Origin of the sequence: Candidatus Venteria ishoeyi (genome assembly GCF_030378065.1) — a bacterium.
Taxonomy (GTDB): Bacteria; Pseudomonadota; Gammaproteobacteria; order Beggiatoales; family Beggiatoaceae; genus Venteria; species Venteria ishoeyi.
Window position 1 is genome coordinate 82595 of record NZ_JAUCGJ010000013.1, and the last position, 17072, is coordinate 99666.

11 protein-coding genes are annotated in these 17072 nt (G+C 44.1%); 1 reads left to right on the forward strand and 10 read right to left on the reverse strand.

What is annotated here, in order from left to right:
- Positions 1-99: 99 nt before the first annotated feature.
- Positions 100-2637 carry an efflux RND transporter permease subunit gene (locus tag QUF61_RS06255; RefSeq protein WP_289680997.1) on the forward strand — a complete coding sequence of 846 codons (2538 nt, stop codon included), beginning with the start codon at positions 100-102 and terminating at the stop codon, positions 2635-2637.
- Positions 2638-2887: 250 nt separating this feature from the next.
- Here QUF61_RS06255 and QUF61_RS06260 read toward each other — a convergent pair whose 3' ends face one another.
- The 10 genes from QUF61_RS06260 to QUF61_RS06305 form a co-directional block, all read right to left on the reverse strand.
- Positions 2888-3412 carry a hypothetical protein gene (locus QUF61_RS06260; protein WP_289680998.1) on the reverse strand — a complete coding sequence of 175 codons (525 nt, stop codon included), beginning with the start codon at positions 3410-3412 and terminating at the stop codon, positions 2888-2890.
- A gap of 61 nt (positions 3413-3473) precedes the next feature.
- The gene (locus QUF61_RS06265) at positions 3474-4616 is read right to left on the reverse strand and encodes a type II secretion system minor pseudopilin (RefSeq protein ID WP_289680999.1); all 1143 of its coding nucleotides are present in this window, start codon (positions 4614-4616) and stop codon (positions 3474-3476) included.
- Positions 4617-5134: 518 nt separating this feature from the next.
- Entirely contained in the window at positions 5135-5710 is a 576-nt protein-coding gene (locus QUF61_RS06270) for a formylglycine-generating enzyme family protein (protein WP_289681000.1), read from the reverse strand.
- On the reverse strand, positions 5683-5841 hold the full coding sequence (locus QUF61_RS06275) for a hypothetical protein (protein WP_177428389.1): 159 nt from the start codon (positions 5839-5841) through the stop codon (positions 5683-5685). Before QUF61_RS06275 ends, QUF61_RS06270 begins: the two co-directional genes overlap by 28 nt.
- 121 nt (positions 5842-5962) lie before the next feature.
- Entirely contained in the window at positions 5963-7864 is a 1902-nt protein-coding gene (locus QUF61_RS06280; protein WP_289681001.1) for an ATP-binding cassette domain-containing protein, read from the reverse strand.
- 207 nt (positions 7865-8071) lie between these two features.
- Positions 8072-10399, reverse strand: a complete 2328-nt coding sequence (locus QUF61_RS06285) for a CHAT domain-containing protein (protein ID WP_289681003.1) — start codon at positions 10397-10399, stop codon at positions 8072-8074.
- The gene (locus QUF61_RS06290; protein WP_289681004.1) at positions 10383-10631 is read right to left on the reverse strand and encodes a hypothetical protein; all 249 of its coding nucleotides are present in this window, start codon (positions 10629-10631) and stop codon (positions 10383-10385) included. The genes QUF61_RS06285 and QUF61_RS06290 overlap by 17 nt, the downstream gene beginning before the upstream one ends.
- Positions 10632-11146: 515 nt before the next feature.
- The gene (locus QUF61_RS06295) at positions 11147-11764 is read right to left on the reverse strand and encodes a hypothetical protein (protein WP_103920702.1); all 618 of its coding nucleotides are present in this window, start codon (positions 11762-11764) and stop codon (positions 11147-11149) included.
- Between the two features lie 43 nt (positions 11765-11807).
- The gene (locus tag QUF61_RS06300) at positions 11808-14039 is read right to left on the reverse strand and encodes a two-partner secretion domain-containing protein (protein WP_289681005.1); all 2232 of its coding nucleotides are present in this window, start codon (positions 14037-14039) and stop codon (positions 11808-11810) included.
- Positions 14036-16954 (reverse strand): chitobiase/beta-hexosaminidase C-terminal domain-containing protein, encoded by a 2919-nt coding sequence (locus QUF61_RS06305; RefSeq protein WP_320416058.1) that lies wholly within the window; start codon positions 16952-16954, stop codon positions 14036-14038. The genes QUF61_RS06300 and QUF61_RS06305 overlap by 4 nt, the downstream gene beginning before the upstream one ends.
- Positions 16955-17072: the final 118 nt, after the last annotated feature.

Genomic DNA, 17072 nt, shown 5'->3' on the forward strand with positions numbered 1-17072 from the left:
TGACCTGTTTCGGGAAATCCGCTACATGCCATTCCTGAAGCAAAACATGTATTTTTAGCATTTCATTAAATCCATAAAATCTATAGTAGCAGCTTAATCATGCAAAAACTTCTAACCGCCCTGTATTTCCGTTTCACCTTGCTAACACCCGCATGGTCATGGGCAACAGTCATTTTATTACTGTTGTTTGCCGTGTATTTCGCCCAGGATTTCAAGCTGGACGCTTCCGCTGACGCGCTGGTACTGGAAAGCGATCAAGACCTGCGTTATTACCGCGCCATCCGCGCGCGTTACGGCTCTGATGATTTTCTGGTGGTGACATATCGCCCGCAAGGGGATTTGTTCGCCAAGGAAACCCTGGCAGATATTACAAACCTGCGTGGAAAACTACAAAAACTGGAACGGGTGGCCTCTGTCACCAGTCTGCTGGACGTGCCACTGATAGACAGTCCGCGCATGACCTTGTCGGAGCTGCAACAGGAAATCCGTACCCTGGAAACGCCGGATATGGACACAGAACTGGCGCGGCGCGAGTTCCGTGACAGTCCCTTGTATCGTAATCTGCTGGTCAGTCCAGACGGGCATACCACCGCCATGCTGGTTAATTTACGCCACAATAGCGATTATCAGACACTACTGACGCGGCGTGACGCGCTATGGGAAAAGCGCCTGCACAATCCGCTCAGTGCTGAAGAAATTAATGAACTCAGCCTGTTGAGCGGCAAGATTAAAAACCAAAACGAGGTTTTGCAGGCCCAGCAAAAAAACGACATTGCCACGGTCAGGGATATTTTGCAACAGCATCGGCAACAAGCCACCATTCATCTGGGTGGCGTGCCGATGATCAGCGCCGATATGGTTGATTTTATCCGCAGTGATATTCGTGTATTCGGACTGGGCGTGGGCTTATTCCTGATTGTCCTGCTGGCAACCGCATTCAAGCAACTGCGCTGGGTGCTGGTGCCGATGTTAATCTGTGTCAGCACAGCGGTGATGATGGTGGGTTTTCTGGGTTTGATGGATTGGCCCGTCACGGTGGTGTCCTCGAATTTCATTTCCTTGATGCTGATTCTGACCCTATCGCTGGTGGTGCATCTGATCGTGCGGCATCAGGAGCTACACGTTAACGCGCCAGAGGGCAAACAAGGTGATATGTTACGCGAGACGGTGCGCAGTAAAATTGCGCCATCGATATATACTTCGCTGACGACTATTGTTGCCTTTGCCTCGCTCATCGTTAGCGGCATCCGTCCGGTGATGGATTTTGGCTGGATGATGGTGGTTGGGGTGAGTCTGGCTTTTGTGCTGGTATTTTTATTATTTCCTGCCTTGCTCATCGGTTTGCAACCGGGAACACCGATTTTTCGTAAACATGATGCCACAGCAGTGATCACGCGCTTTTTTGCGCGCATTGTCACCGGTTTTCCTAAAGGCACACTGCTGGTTTATGTGTTATTGGTCGTCTTGGGCGTTGTTGGCATCTCACGCCTGACGGTGGAAAATCGTTTTATTGATTACTTTAAAGACAGCACTGAAATTCATCAGGGCATGTTACTTATTGATCGTGAACTGGGCGGCACCACCCCGCTGGATGTGGTATTAGAACCCCCCAAGGTATTTTTTGAAGCAGAGGAAGAAGCAACCACAGAAACAGCAGGCACAGAAACAGCAGGCACGGATTCAGAAGATTTTTTTGATGATTTACTGATGGAAGACCTGGAACAGGAAGATGCCGGCCTCAGTGGCAGCAGCTACTGGTATAACATTTTTCAGTTGCGCCAGGTCGAACAGGTACACGCCTATCTGGAAGCCTTGCCGGAAACTGGCAAGGTTTTATCTCTGGCGACCACTATGGCGATGATGACCCAACTGAACAAAGATGAACCCCTGGATAATTTATCGCTGGCAGTCATGCATAAAAACCTGCCTGCCGATGTCAAAACAACGCTGTTTGATCCCTATCTGAGCGAAGAAGGTAATCAAATTCGTTTTGCGGTGCGGGTGATTGATTCTGATAAGAATTTACAGCGTGACGCGCTCATTAAAAAAATCCGCGCTGAACTCATTGCCAAGTTTAAGCTGGAACCGGAACAAGTACATTTATCCGGGATGCTGGTACTTTACAATAACGTGCTGCAAAGCCTGTTTCGCTCCCAGATTTTAACCCTCAGCGTGGTATTTTTAGCCATTATGCTGATGCTGTTATTGCTGTTCCAGTCACTGAAATTTGCCTTGATTGGCGTAGTGCCAACGATGGTGGCAGCAACCAGTATTCTGGGACTGATGGGCTGGCTGGGCATTCCGCTGGATATCATGACCATTACCATTGCCGCGATTACCATCGGTATTGGTGTGGATAACAGTATTCATTATATCCACCGCTTCCGCGAGGAATTTGCCAAGGACGGAAATGGCAATGCTGCCGCACAACGTTGTCATGCCAGCGTGGGACGGGCTTTGTATTATACCTCGGTGACGATTACCCTGGGTTTTTCCATTCTTGCGCTGTCGAATTTTATTCCCAGTATTTATTTTGGCCTGCTCACAGGTATTGCCATGATTGTCGCGCTGGTGGCAAACCTGACGCTGTTGCCCGTGTTATTGGTTCGATTTAACTGGAAGCTGAACGCTGCTTAGGAGTGAGAATTTTATAACTTCAGCAACTTGGCTGGTCTTTTTCTCCATTTTCTACGTTGTGAAAACAGTTACATAGCTTGCTATGCGCCTGTTTTCACGCCTTGAAAATGAATAAAAATCCTGCGCCCAGTTTCTGTATTTATTTCATCCTCACTCCTTAGTCACTGTTTAATATTTTTTCTATAATTTGGCTCGGCGCGCGGTTTGCCGTCTGGAAGACGGCGCTCCCGGCAAATTTAGCGCATGATAATCAGGGTATGATTGACGTTTCCTGCGGTGTTTCTTCCTCAATCTGTTCAATCGGAATATCCAGAAAACGGGCAAGGCAATGGACACTCTCCAGAGAATAATCATCCAGATTAATTGAAATATTTTCACCACACAATAAGGTATGACTGCCTTTTATTTCACTTTCGCTCTGTAGCACTTTCTCTACGCCTTCCAGGGTTTGCCGCCCCACTTGTTTTTTACGCCATAAATAATTACCGGTATAGCGCCGCCATTCTCCCTGGCGTTTGATTTTATCCGTCAGCACATAAATATCCAGATGGCAGGCAAAACTCTGCACCAAACCCGCCAAGCCAATGAGCAGTATTAAACCCAGCAAAGGCCAAAGCATTGCGGCGATAATCCCGTGCATTTCATCAATGCGGGACAAACCGCCCAGCGTCAGCCAAATCATGCTTAAGCTGAATAAAAATAAAAGCACCCGCTGCTGCATGGCGGGTTTGACGAATAGTTGCTGTCCTTGCTGGATACAGGTTGTTTTTTTCATATTAAAAATTGCTCACGTTCAGGGAACTGAAACACCGGCTCAACACTATAATCGACCTCTTTCATGAGCGTTTATCCTTGGTTTTCGGTGGGGTTTTAGCAACACTGCCCGGTAATAACCCATAAGGATCAACCCGCAGGATTTTAGGCGGCCTGGCATATCCCCGGTTTTGTACCGTCATCATAAAAGCGCGACTGCTTTCTGCTTTTAAGGCGGGTTTTTTTGCTTTTTTATCAGGCTTATCAGTGTTTGTTTTAGTATTTGTTTTGTTTGATTTTTTTGTCTGCTTTTTATCATCTTCTGTTTGCGCAGCCTGCCAAGCCTCCATATCCACCTGGACGGCTATGCTATAAACCCCGGTGCCATTGCGGTTATATTGCAACCAGGGTTTGATTTTCAGCAAAATGTTGCCATCCACCAGATCATTAAAATCATTAATTGAGCGAATTTCCTCCTCCTCGCGTAATTTCATGATTGCAGCAATCACCTCATCGGTCATGCCGGGTAATAAACGCAAGGCATCAGCACTGGCATAATTAGGGTTTAAGCCATTGGCCTGTCCGTAAATCGTAAACCGGGTTTCCAGCTCTTCCGCACTGAACACCTCATCAAAACCTTTAATAAAACGCAGCTCGGCAACACTTTCCAGTTGTCCGTTACGCGGCAGATAAGGCGGTTTAAGTTTTTTGTAATAATCTTTTTCCGCACCATTGAGCTGTTTTAAATCATCCTGATCGGTCCAATCTTGCCAAGCCTGCACCAAACCATCCAAACGTTCCAAATCATCCTCACCAATACGCAGGCGTAATAAATCACGCAGACGCTGTTTGCTCAGGCGGCGCAAATTCAAGCGTCCCGCGTGATCATAAATCCGCACTGTCACGCCGGCAGGCAGCGTATGAGCCAGTTCCAATGGATCGCCGTTGAAACGCAGCAAAGGATAACGATCTTTAACTTTTTCCTGATCAGATGATTTTTTTTTCAGCACTGGCATACGTTGAATCATCAGTTCCATTTGCGCCAGATGCACAGCTTGCAGCGTGAGCGCCCAGCGTTGGGTATTTTGCTGATAAAACCAGGCGGCTTTGGCGGATAAACGCACTTCACTGGCGAGCGTTGCCACCAGCAGGCTGATCAGGGTGATAAACCACAACACGATAATCAACACCGCGCCCCGCTGGCGCGCTGGTTTTTGTCGTTTCATCGGTGTTTGCAGGGATAACACCCCTTCAAGGGGTGTTATCCCTCCGGGGGACTGACGGCTTACACGCATAGTGGAATAATAAAATTTAATTGTTTTCAGCAAGGGTAATCCTAAGATGACATTAATACCTGCCTGAATTCAAGCAGGCCTTCTTTATTGTTATCGATAAAACGACTGATTTCGTATTGACGTTGGGAATGGGAGAAACCAGTCAGCCATAAGTCATGCAATTAGAAAACAGAACGTCTAAAATATCAATATGAACTTTGAAATTATTGGACGGGACAGTGTTAAATGCCGAAATTCATTGGTACGAAGCCCGCGGGATAGGTAAACGTGAATTTAAGATAAAACGATATTTGGAGTAAAACTTTTATGGTCATTCCACAGTTTGTTGTATGTATAGCCAATTCAGGTTACGAAGTCTCTCTGGAGCAACGTAAATTATATCAATTAATACCGGATAAACAGGCTGAAAAACATCATCAGTTAAGGGTTATTGATGAATCTGGAGAAGATTATTTGTACCCAGAGTCATTTTTTCTTCCTGTCGCGTTACCGGAAGAAACGGCAAGGAAAGTTGCGTATATTAACCTGAACCCGACGTAACGATCCATGCACCATTCCCAGACATTACCGTGCATATCATACAAACCCCAGGCATTAGGTTGTTTTTCCCCCACCGGATGGGTCTGTCCGTCTGCATTATCAGCATACCAGGCATAATCTTTTAATTGTTGTTCATCATCACCGAAACAATAGGCCATGTTGCTACCCGCGCGGCAGGCGTATCCCCATTGCGCTTCACTGGGCAGGGTATAGCTTTGTCCGGTTTGCGCCGTCAACCAGGCGCAATACGCCTTGGCGTCTTCATGTCTCACATTGATGACCGGGCGTTGCTCTCGCCCCCAACCTTGATCATCGGGGCATTTACGCCGTGTTGCCAGACAAAATGCATCATATTGGGCAAATGTGAACGCAAAATCCAGTCGCGTATCCGTTAAAACGGCCTGCTGAAACTGCGAATGACATAAATTACTGTAACGTAAATCCGCTTTGTCCAGCGTCACCCCCGCCAGTTTTGCCTTTTCCATATTCGCGCCACTGCCAGCGCATCGATTTCCAGTTTGCGCCGCACCCGGATTTCCCGCCATTGTTGCAGCAGTTTTTTGATGCTGTCAGTGGCAAACGGCAGCGTGACCCACTCCAAACCTAAAAATGCCATTATCCGTTCCTGTTTCTTTGTTAAAGAAGTCCAATACACGCCATCAAAAACTTAGCGTGAGATTTTGGCGGCTTTCATCGCCATAAGCGATGAATGAAGCCTAAATTGAACTCAGGTTAAATCATGAATCTTCCAGCAATTCCCAGCGTTCATAACAGCCTTCCAGTGCTTGTTCAATTTCTTCCAGGCGTTTCAGTACCGGTTGGTTTTGTTCCTGGCTTTGTTTATAAAACGCGGGATCTGCAACCTGTTCCTGTAAAGTACTTTGCTCGGTTTCCAGTTGCTCAATTTGCAGCGGTAATTGCTCTAATTCGCGCTGTTCTTTATAACTGTGTTTTTTTCCAGGTTTGTTTTTTTCTGTTGCCGGACTGGTTTTTGTTGATTTTTTCACCACTTTCTGGGCTTCAGCCGGTGGCTTGCTGCGGGTATTTTTCACCCGTAGCCAATCCAGATACCCCCCCACGTATTCATTAACCTGCGTGTTATCTTCAAACACCAAAGTGGATGTCACCACCTTATCCAGAAATTCCCGGTCATGGCTAACCAGTAATAAAGTGCCATCATAATTGCTTAATAATTCTTCCAGCAATTCCAGCGTTTCCACGTCCAGATCATTGGTGGGTTCATCCATCACCAGCAAATTGGCGGGGCGGGTAAATAAACGCGCCAGCAACAGGCGATTACGCTCACCACCGGACAGTGATTTGACCGGCGAGCGCACCCGCGCAGGGGGGAACAGGAAATCACCCAGATAACCAATCACATGTTTGCGCTGTCCGAGGATTTCAACAAAATCCTGACCCTCAGCGACCGTGTCCGCCACGCTTTGCTCAGGGTCAAGCTGTTCGCGTAACTGGTCAAAATAGGCAATTTGTAGCTTGGTGCCGTGTTTAACTTCGCCTTGCTGCGGTTCCAGTTGCCCTAGCAGCAGTTTCAGCAATGTACTTTTTCCCGCGCCATTCGGGCCTAACAAACCAATGCGGTCGCCGCGCAAGATGGAAACTGAAAAATCCTTAACAATGGTTTTATCTTCGCCATTTTCATTTTTCCAGACGTAAGCGATATTTTTGGCTTCGATGACCCGCTTGCCGGAAGACTCGCCACTGTCCAAATCAGCGCTGACCTTGCCTTTCACGTCACGTCGCGCCATGCGCTCGGCGCGTAATTTTTCCAGATTGCGCACCCGGCCTTCATTGCGGGTGCGACGGGCTTTAATACCCTGGCGAATCCACACTTCTTCCTGTGCCAGTTTTTTATCAAACTTACCCGCTTGCGTGGCTTCGGCTTCCAGTTCAGCAGCACGGGTTTCCAGAAAGCGCCGGTAATCGCCGGGGTAACTGCGTAATTGTCCGCGATCCAGTTCAATAATCCGGGTTGCCAGTTTTTTTACAAAAGCCCGGTCATGACTGACAAACAACAAAGCGCCGTTATAATCCAGCAATACGGTTTCCAGCCATTCAATCGCTTCCAGGTCTAAATGGTTGGTCGGCTCATCCAGCAATAACACATCGGGTTCTTGCACCATCGCCTGCGCCAACGCCACGCGCCGCCGCCAGCCGCCGGATAAGTCGCTGACGGCCTTATCTTCCGGCAAATCCAGACGCGATAATACGGTTTCCACCTTCTGTTGCAACGACCAACCATCTTTAGCTTCCAGTTGATGTTGAATCCGGGACAATTCATTTAAGGCATTGTCATCACTCAAATCCTGTAAGCGTTCATGATAACGATTGAGTAAATCACCGATTTCCCCCAATCCCGCCGCCACGCTGTGATAAATCGTGTCGTTGCCGGAGAAATGCGGCTCCTGCGCCAGTCGCGCCACCCGCGCGCCGCTGACCAATTCCATGCGTCCATCATCGGGCTTTAGCTCGCTGCTGATAATTTTTAATAAGGTGGACTTACCTTCGCCATTACGTCCTAGCAGACATAGGCGCTCACCACGCTCAATGGTCAGAGAAACCTGGTCAAGTAAATGCACATGACCAAAAGCGATTTGTATCGCATCAAGTTTAAGCAGCATAAAATAAATACTTTATTGTGGAATAATTCAGGATTAACGATGTTTGCGCATACTAAAAAGCACACGCATGGAACCGGTAGGATTGATGTAGGATTTTTGCACCCATTCAAGATATTGGATTATACACCCTTTGCACAAAAGCGAGTATCGAATGCTGGAAAGGATTATTAGCCAATTGAGAAGGAAATGTAGCTTAGCAATAATTTCTTACATCCAATTTCCAATCAAAATAAAGGCTGCCCAGTAATAAGGATGCTGATAATTGAGTGGACGCTCAAAGCAAGCCGACGTTTTAAGCTTGTTACGCAATAATTCTAACTGCGCAGAGCGCAAGGCTTGCGCGGCTGGCATTGGTTTTTGCAGTAACTGATAAAAACGGCTCATGAGATAACAAGTGGAAGCATCATTCACTTTCCACAAACTGGCCAGCGCGGTGCGCGCCCCCGCTTTGACGGCAACCCCGGAAAGCCCCAGCGCGGCACGTTCATCACCTTTAGCACTTTCGCAGGCGCTTAAAGTTAATAACTCCACAGGCTCGCCACGCATAACATTGTGTCGGGATAAGTTCTCAAGTGCTTTGATTTGCAAGCGACCATCATAAGCTTGTAAATAACTCTGGCTAATATCACCCTTAAAAACACCGTGCGTGGCAATATGTGCGATAGAAGCGCGATAATCACGCGCAGCTTCCTGAAAATTTTTAACCGTAAAAGTCTGATCTCTTAAAGTATGTTTATAAGCTGACAAGGCTTCCAGGTTATCAATTTCCCGGGGGACAGTGGCTAAGCCTCCAAATTTATCCACGGCGACAGAAAGCCCATTCAGAAAAAAACGCTCCAGTGGTTTGCGTTTACCAATCTGCGTCAAACTCAAACTTGGCGTAACGGCAATGGCATATTGTTCCAGCAAATACTGCTTGGCATCTGCTGCGTATAACATGGAAAATGGAATGGTGCGTAACTCACCATCGGGTATTACAATTAAAGTCTGCACACCCTCAAGTTGTTTTGCAAAAGGCTTAATCAGCCATTGATATAATTGATGCGTTGCCGTTTGAGTTTTAGCCAGATTATCTTTGATTTTTAATAGATTATCTTTTGATGTTTCGGGAAATTCCCAAATTGCATTATTGGCCTTTGCAACCGCCTGGTTGACATCATCAAGCGCAAGCATAGCACCTGTATGAATTTGTCCCTGACGATATAATAAAACTGCCAGTTTATTTGGTAACGCGATGGGGTATAAAACTGCTTCATCATCAGCAATTTTTCCAGACAAAACATCCGTGTTTTCATCCAGACAGGTATTACGCTCATTTTTAAGGGGCTGAGGATGGCTAATGCAATCATCCTGATAATATTCCTGCAACTCAATCGTTTTAAAGCTTTCCTGAATTTTTAAGATTCTGTGTAAATAAACCTGCCGGGTTTCATTGTCTTTTTCAAGTTGCGTGGCTTCCAGCAATAAGCCAATAAAATCCAGATAGGTTTTTGCCTGCACCCTTTCCCGCAGCGGTTTGTTGGCTTCCTCATAATAATTAAATTGCAGCAATTGCGAGCGAATTTGTGCAAGATAATCGACTGCCTGTTGATAAGCCTTGATAGCCGCCGCTAAATTCCCCAAAGCGTGATGCGCCTGCCCTAAACGTGCCTGCCAACGAAACAGCAAATCCAGCGCCGAAGCCTGCTGGGCATGAAAAATAGCCTGATTAAATAATTGTACGGCTTCCTTATAATGTCCGGCATCATAATAGATTTGCCCTGATTGGGCTTTGGCGTGACTGATTTGGCGAGGGAATTTTTCAGCATTAAAGGCTTGCGCATACAGCAAAGCTTCTCGTGCTTGTTTAACCGGCCCCAAAGCGGCTTTACTTTGCTGTAGTTTATAAGCGATATGCGCCAGATGTAACAAAGCATCAGCCTGAGTTTCAGATTGTTGCAGGGCCAGCGTTTTTTCAAGCGCATTTTGCAGTGCCTGGATAGTGTTATGATATAAAGCCTTATCATCACAAGCCGGACAAAGTGCTGATTTATCTGATTCATAACCCCTTAAAATCAGGTCTACCCAAACCTGAGCGATATTAAGCAGAACCTTGGCATGGTTATCAGAAGCTTCAGGCAGCAGGTTCAGCGCCTGCTGATAAGAAGGCAGCGCCTCCTGGTAAACTTTATTATGCAACTGGGCATTGCCATGAACAACCCATGCTTGCGCCATCAACTTATGCTTATCCGGTAGTTTGGCGGCTGCTTTTAATGCGCGTTGCGCATAGTTTATCGCCTCGATTTGAGGGTTATTGATGCGATAAAGCGTGCTTAACTCAATAAAAGCCCGTATTGTGCAAGGTTCAAATTCAGGTGATGAGGCAGCAACTTGTTCTAAAAGTACAATTTTATCCCGATCCGTAATTAAAACGTCCCATTGTTTTTCCCAACTACAGGTTTGAGCCGCGAGATTTTCCGTCAACAGCAGCACAACAAACAAGTAATACCAGCGGTAACTTGTAACCAGTCGATATATTTTAACAGCCCACAACATGAATCTGCTTTCCATTGCTTTCATAACTTTGCCAGAACAACTTATCTTCCCAGGTCATGCTTTTACGCCGGTCAAACACCACCAGCCAGCCCTCGTTGCAGGCCAGTTTATCCATATACCCAGCCAATTGTTTCCGGCCTTCGCTGTAAGTTTCCTCTCCATAACGAATTTTCAATTCCAGCGGGTAATCCATGCCTTGATAATGCAGGCACAAGTCTAGGAGCCTGTCCAAGAACACAAGACCTACTGCGGAAAAGCTGGATTTGGTCATATTTCTCCCTTATTTTCGTTAAATATACCCAATATTCGCCTCAAATAATGAAAAAATCTGCCTCAAACCAGCCTTCCCTCGCTACGGCCTCTGTTCTCGGACAGCCTCCTAGTACAGTAACTGGTAAAAACAAATAATAACTTCAGGACTGGCAGTCCTTAAAGGACTGCCAGTCCTACGCTCAAAGTTATTATGTGAACTTAGTGTTCGCTGTACTAGCCGCGTGGATAACAAAATAATCCCCCGCTCAATCAAGTTCGGCAAACCCCGGCAACGCTCCTGGGCAGGCAGCATATAATGCCGGTCTGGATAACAGGGGCCAGTGGTATTAAAAGCTTTAATCATATTCAGTATCAGTTTTTATTTTGCCTGCTTCGGAAATAGTCGGGTAGCGGCTTTCCCGAAACAAAGGCGTTCTGGAAAAGCCTTGGCGAGCATTCCTGAAATATGGAAGAACATTTTAAGCTTTAAGTGATTTAATCAATATAAAATATACCATCTTTCTGATACTTGCACTCATGTAATACCATTGCTTTTTCAGAAGCGGACAAAGTTTCAGATAAATAATGAAAATGCAGTTTTATCCGCTCACCTGCTTTTTTGAAGGTATAGCTTCTATAGGATTGCGCTGTATCAACCGGCAATTTAGCTAAAGGCCAACTGAGTTCATTTTTTTTAATTGCCCACCTTTCTCGCCAATTTGTATCTAATACCGTGACTTCTTCCGTATTATCAGCTTGATGTCGGTATAACAGCAATTCTTTTAGCGGCTTGTCAAAACAAAAATGTCGTTCATCCTGTCCCCGTTGCGTGGCAAAACATTGAATGGACTTTAAAAAAGTTGTACCGTGTACGGCAATATTTTGGTCGGAATGTGGGCCTTGCAGTGTTTTTATACAAGATTTATCCGTCGTAGATACAACCTTTATATGCTCTCTATCTTTCAAGCGAATTTGTGTATTTAGTCCTAAAATAGCACCAATTTGATACAACAAAGAATTGCTTTGAGTAACTTCATACTGCTTATTAGCTAAAGCAGAAAAAGAAAGTGTAAATAAGCTAATCGCTGTTAGAGTGTTCAATATAATTCTCATAAAGTTACCCCTGATATATTAATTTACTAAAACTATTGCTTGACTATTCAGTACTGATATTTTTTAGTTCATTGGGCAATAATTGGATTTTATGATGGGTGACAATAAGACGGCTGCTATCTTCCAATGTGTGACTAGTACAGGTTTGCATAAGTTCATTAGAAAGAAAGTCTGGTGTTAAAAATTGTAGCATACTGCTTAAATCCACCTCTGGTGCTGAAATATCTACTACTCCATTAATACCTAATGCAGATGAGGCATCAATATTATTGCTAATTTCTGGAGAAAAATGGAACATACCAGTAGTTGTAATATCAATATTGCCACCTTGTCCTTCATAAGCTTGAGCAATAATATCGCTGTTGTCTATCACAATGAACTTTGGAGATAAGTTAATATTGCCACCATCACCATATTCAGTACTCACACTGGTAGATATTTCACTATTTTCTAAATAAAGATAAGACGGTGAAGACAAATGAATATCGCCACCATCAGCCTGAGTTGCGGAGGTGTGTAAACGACTATTTTTCAGATAGATACTATCTCCAGTAATAATATTGATAGAGCCTGCATCTCCCGTTGCAGGATCCAGAGAGGCGCTACTAATAAAACCACCCTCATACATTTCCAGGTTTTCGGTTGCCAGGAGAATGTCACCTGCATGACCGCTGTTACGGGAACCTGTTTCTATTGAAGCTCCATGTTCTAGCAATATTTCTTTTGCAGATATTTGGGTAATACCACCAGCACCTGAAGTGAAAGTATTATTGAATAATCCAGTATCTGCTCCACTGATCTGTAATTTTTTATTGGTTTTAATATACAGACTTCCGCCTTTACCTGAACCATTTAAATACTGGTTATTTCCTGAGCCTGTAATAATTTGTCCTTCATTACTGAGATTCAGATTATTTGTGTGGATATCTATTTTTCCAGCATCCCCATTACCTAAAGTTGCTGCGACTAATACAGTTTTAGTACCATTAATATTTAAATTGTCTGACTCAATTAAAATAGAACCAGCTTGACCGCTCCCCTGGGTTTCTACGCGAATTTGTCCACCTCCCAATAGGTTCAGGCTTTGTGTTTGAATACTAATATCACCACCTAAGCCACTATTTATTGCATTACTGAAAATACCGCTATGAATAGATGATCTTCCTTTTATAATTAAGTTTTCCGCTTGAATATTTATATTGCCTCCCGACCCTATATAAGCAGCGGCACTGATCTGGCTGCCGCCATTTACTTCAAGCGTATGCGTTTTTATCTGAATTTCTCCTCCTTGTGCTACTGAAGCCCTGCCCTGTATCTCAGGCTTAAAAGCAACATCTGCTGTCAATCTTGCCTCATTTTGCATCAGCAAGCGATCAGCTTGTAGATAAATACCCTGTCCATTTGCTTCACCCAAGGTATCGGCAAAGACATAAGCATTGTCCAACAATACCTCCCCCGCCCTGATTTCCAATCGTCCCGCGCTGTGTACTGTTTGCTCAGGGTTACTGATATGTAAATTTGCTGTAAAACGCGTATTTGCAATATCTGTGGAACTATTGTCACTGACATAAATTTTCCCCCAGCTTTGTACGGAACTATTGTCTGTTTTACTTAGTGCTAATTCCCCCCTCCCAGCGACACTTAACAAGCTGATTATTCCCGATTTGGCAATTAAATGACTATTTTGCATATCCAAGCCACCTGCTGCGAGCAATAAATGCTCGCCAATATTTAACTGCAAATCAGCTTGTTCTATCTGCAATGGTGCAATAGATTCAGAAATAAATCCAAAAGCACTCGGTATTGCTTGAGTAAAAATACTGGCTTTTTCTAAATCACTAAAAACAACACCTTGGTTTTGACCTAGATTCAGATAATCTGCTGTACTGACATAAAAAGAACCATCAATATCCAGACTTGCACCATCACCAAAAAATATTCCAGCAGGATTGAATAAATACAAATGTGCTGGCGCTTGAATTTGCCCATGAACCCAGGAAGTTTTTCCACCCGTTACACGACTGATTATATTGACTATATTAGGTGAATCCTGAAATACTGCACGCTCTTCCCTTTGCAAAGAAAAATCTGCAAAACTATGAAACAAGTTCTCACCTTTGTGTATACCTGCTTGCGCGGGAATATGATAATCAGGCCCCTCCAAGTTTAGTTGCTGGCCCACGGAACCATCCAATATAATGTCAGCCATCGCTGTACATAAAATATTTAAATAATACAAGCCGACAATACATATTATTTTTTTAAAAATATTCATTGCAAAGCTATTGGCTCCAGCATCGTAATTTCAAAATGGAAATCCGAAGAAGATTCAGGAAGTAGACTTAAACCGAGCCTATATAGCGGTAAACCAGGCCTGTCAAGAATCTTCACGATACTAACCAAGTTGATATCAGCTAAATCCAGCGGTACATAACTGAGTATATTATTTGGTTTGACTGGGTTCACGTTACGTAGCACAAAGCCAGTGCCTGTATAAACAAAATCTGCGGCAAACCAATGCGGATGTGGCATATCAATGCGAATCAAGGGGATCGTCAGACTCAAATCGGAAAAATTAAAGCTGGCTGTTGCTTGTCCCGCCCATAAATTGACTTGAGTTACAACGTCGGATTGTAAAGTAACGGGTATTGTTTGTGTTTCGCCTATGCCATTGGTAAAGCTTGCCTGATACTCTCCCGCAGGTGCAACAAATAATTGTTTGCCATCTTGCGTTGTTTGCTGCACGTTGTGCACGGGGGTTAAAGTCACCGAGCTATTTAAATTGAAGTCGCCTTCAATTGAAGGAGATAAGCCGCCGGGAGGGACGCTGGGGTTATTTATTGTAAATTGATGTATTTGACTCTCCATTTTTGCGCCAAAGGCATCTACTGCCCATACTTGCCAATAATAGTTTTTACCATCTTGCAGTTGCGCAGCATCCGTGACAATAGTAGCGGAAATATCCAATAAAGTTTGCTGATATACAGGGCTGGAGAAATCTTCCATATCACTGATTAACAAAGTATAAGTCAGTTTGTTGCCATCCGGGTCGACACTGCTTTCCCAATCAAATAAAGCAAAGCTTGGTATTTCTGCGTTATCTTTGGGAGAAGTCAGATTGAAGAGGTTGGGCGGGTTGTTATTGACTTTATTTTTATAAACCACGCCTTGCCATGCAGTTGATATATCACCAGCATAAATCACCTGTCCTGTAACTGGGTCATTTTTGTAAGTGGTCGCATCCTGCACATAATAAAAAATGTCATATCTGCCAGGCTCAATAAATTCCTTATAAGTCACTTCATAACGATTGGTATCCAGGTTTGGGCTTAAAAAACGTTTTTCCAGCATCAGGATACTTTGTCCTGTCGCATTAGGGCGTTGTGTCAGACTTGCTATGTCGGCGGGTTTGCGTATCTCAATCAAAGCTTTTTCAACTTTGCGCATATCATTGACCGTAAGCCACAATGGGCCTTCCGTATCCGTACTGGATAAGAACAAGGTGTCATTAATTGCCTGGATTTCCGCAGGGTTGCCGTCAAAACTCACATCATAATCAGCGCCCGCGCCTAAAATCACCGTTTCAGCATACTTGCCTTCATCCTGGTTTAAATAAAAGGTATTACTGCCTTTTGCATCACCATTATCATCCAACAAAGGATGCTGAACCGCTGAATCATTAAAGCGGTTTTGCGCATTAGCCGATAGTGAACGATGATGCGTAAAATGCTCTGTTGCCTGTGTTGCCTGTGTAAACGCGGTTTTAATATTGAGACCTTTACCTAAAAATCGAAACAGGGAATCAATAAAATACTCACCGCTACGAATGCCATCCGCTTCATGCAGTCCTTTGTAAGAATACTCATCTTCTGCGGCGCTGCTGATAATAATACGCCCTGGCTTGGATAATTCAGAAATAAAGCTACCGGAAAAACAAGCGCCTAAAATAATAATACGCGGTTGCGCTAATGCTGCGGGGTTTAACCCTGCCTCCAGTTCCGTCAACCAGGCATTCAATTCCTGCGGGGAAATTTCTTCTTCGCCCAACATGAAACGCTCATAGCTGCCATGATCCAGCATAAGCAAATAAAAAGGCGCGGCGACCTCATTCAAATAGGTTTGAATTTTGCCTAAATGATTTTGTATATTGGTTTTGCTAGGCCTTGCATCGACACCTTCCTGTTCAGCGTTGTAATTAAAATAGATAATATCCTGCGCGGTGAACTCTCTATCCAGTAAGGTGCGATAAATTCTGTTCAGACTTTTATTGTAGGCCTCCATGCCTTCATTATTGCTCACACGCCCCTGCACCAGCATGGCATAACCTGCGGATTGTCCGACAAATACATGGCTGGTTTTAGTATGGGCTTCAACAAAAAAATCCTGCCCCATAAATGCCGTTTGCAGGCTATAACTACCTGCTTTATGAAAACTGTCAATATCTGTAGGCGCATAATTGCCATAAGCATCAGTGTGTAAGATCTGGGGTGGCTGTTGAATGCCATCAGGGTCAGTGATATTTAAAAGGATCGGCAGACCCGACAAATCGATATCCTGGCTTGCAGGAAAATACCTTAATTTACCCGTTATACTAATGGTATCTTTTTGCAGGATTTTGCTTTTATCCGTATCCAAAGTCAGGGTAGTGAATATGGGTTTGCCAATCATAAAGTTAACCATCTCCTGGGATTCATTACCCAATTTGTCATATAGACGGGCTTCAATTGTGTAATGGCCTGAAGGTAAAGTATCTGTGACTAATTTATGCGTCCAGTTATCACCTGTGTGTATGATATTTAATAAGGCAGGGGTTGTACTTAGAGGGTTTTCGGGATCATTGGTTAAATAAAAATCGCCGTTGGTAACGGTGAGTTCAAGGCGTTCAATACCTGAACCACTACTTGTTTTTGGATCCAGGGCAGTACCCTTAAATTCATAGATATTTTCTATAATAGAGTTTTCAGTAGGAAACTGAATACTCAACTCAGGCTTTTTAAGATCAATGATATATTCTGCCGACTCAACAGTACCCACATTATCTTCCGCATCAACAATAATAAATTTTAAGGATGTATCCTGAGATAAATCAATTAAAGTTTGAAAGGCTGGAGAGTCCTGAGTTGGAATACTACCATCTAAAGTATAATGAATTGTTTGACAACCAAAGCAACGTATATCTAATTCCTGAATCCGTGACGTAAATTCAAAAAAATTAAATAATTAACTTTATTAAACAGCAATATAACGTTTAAATATAGGCATCATCCACTTCACCAACCAAGTGAATCATGCCAAATATTAAATTAGA

Coding starts and splice junctions, on each gene's coding strand:
- QUF61_RS06255 (WP_289680997.1), top strand. CDS start 100: ATGCAAAAACTTCTAACCGCCCTGTATTTCCGTTTCACCTTGCTAACA.
- QUF61_RS06260 (WP_289680998.1), bottom strand. CDS start 3,412: ATGAAAAAAACAACCTGTATCCAGCAAGGACAGCAACTATTCGTCAAA.
- QUF61_RS06265 (WP_289680999.1), bottom strand. CDS start 4,616: ATGAAACGACAAAAACCAGCGCGCCAGCGGGGCGCGGTGTTGATTATC.
- QUF61_RS06270 (WP_289681000.1), bottom strand. CDS start 5,710: ATGGAAAAGGCAAAACTGGCGGGGGTGACGCTGGACAAAGCGGATTTA.
- QUF61_RS06275 (WP_177428389.1), bottom strand. CDS start 5,841: ATGGCATTTTTAGGTTTGGAGTGGGTCACGCTGCCGTTTGCCACTGAC.
- QUF61_RS06280 (WP_289681001.1), bottom strand. CDS start 7,864: ATGCTGCTTAAACTTGATGCGATACAAATCGCTTTTGGTCATGTGCAT.
- QUF61_RS06285 (WP_289681003.1), bottom strand. CDS start 10,399: ATGTTGTGGGCTGTTAAAATATATCGACTGGTTACAAGTTACCGCTGG.
- QUF61_RS06295 (WP_103920702.1), bottom strand. CDS start 11,764: ATGAGAATTATATTGAACACTCTAACAGCGATTAGCTTATTTACACTT.
- QUF61_RS06300 (WP_289681005.1), bottom strand. CDS start 14,039: ATGAATATTTTTAAAAAAATAATATGTATTGTCGGCTTGTATTATTTA.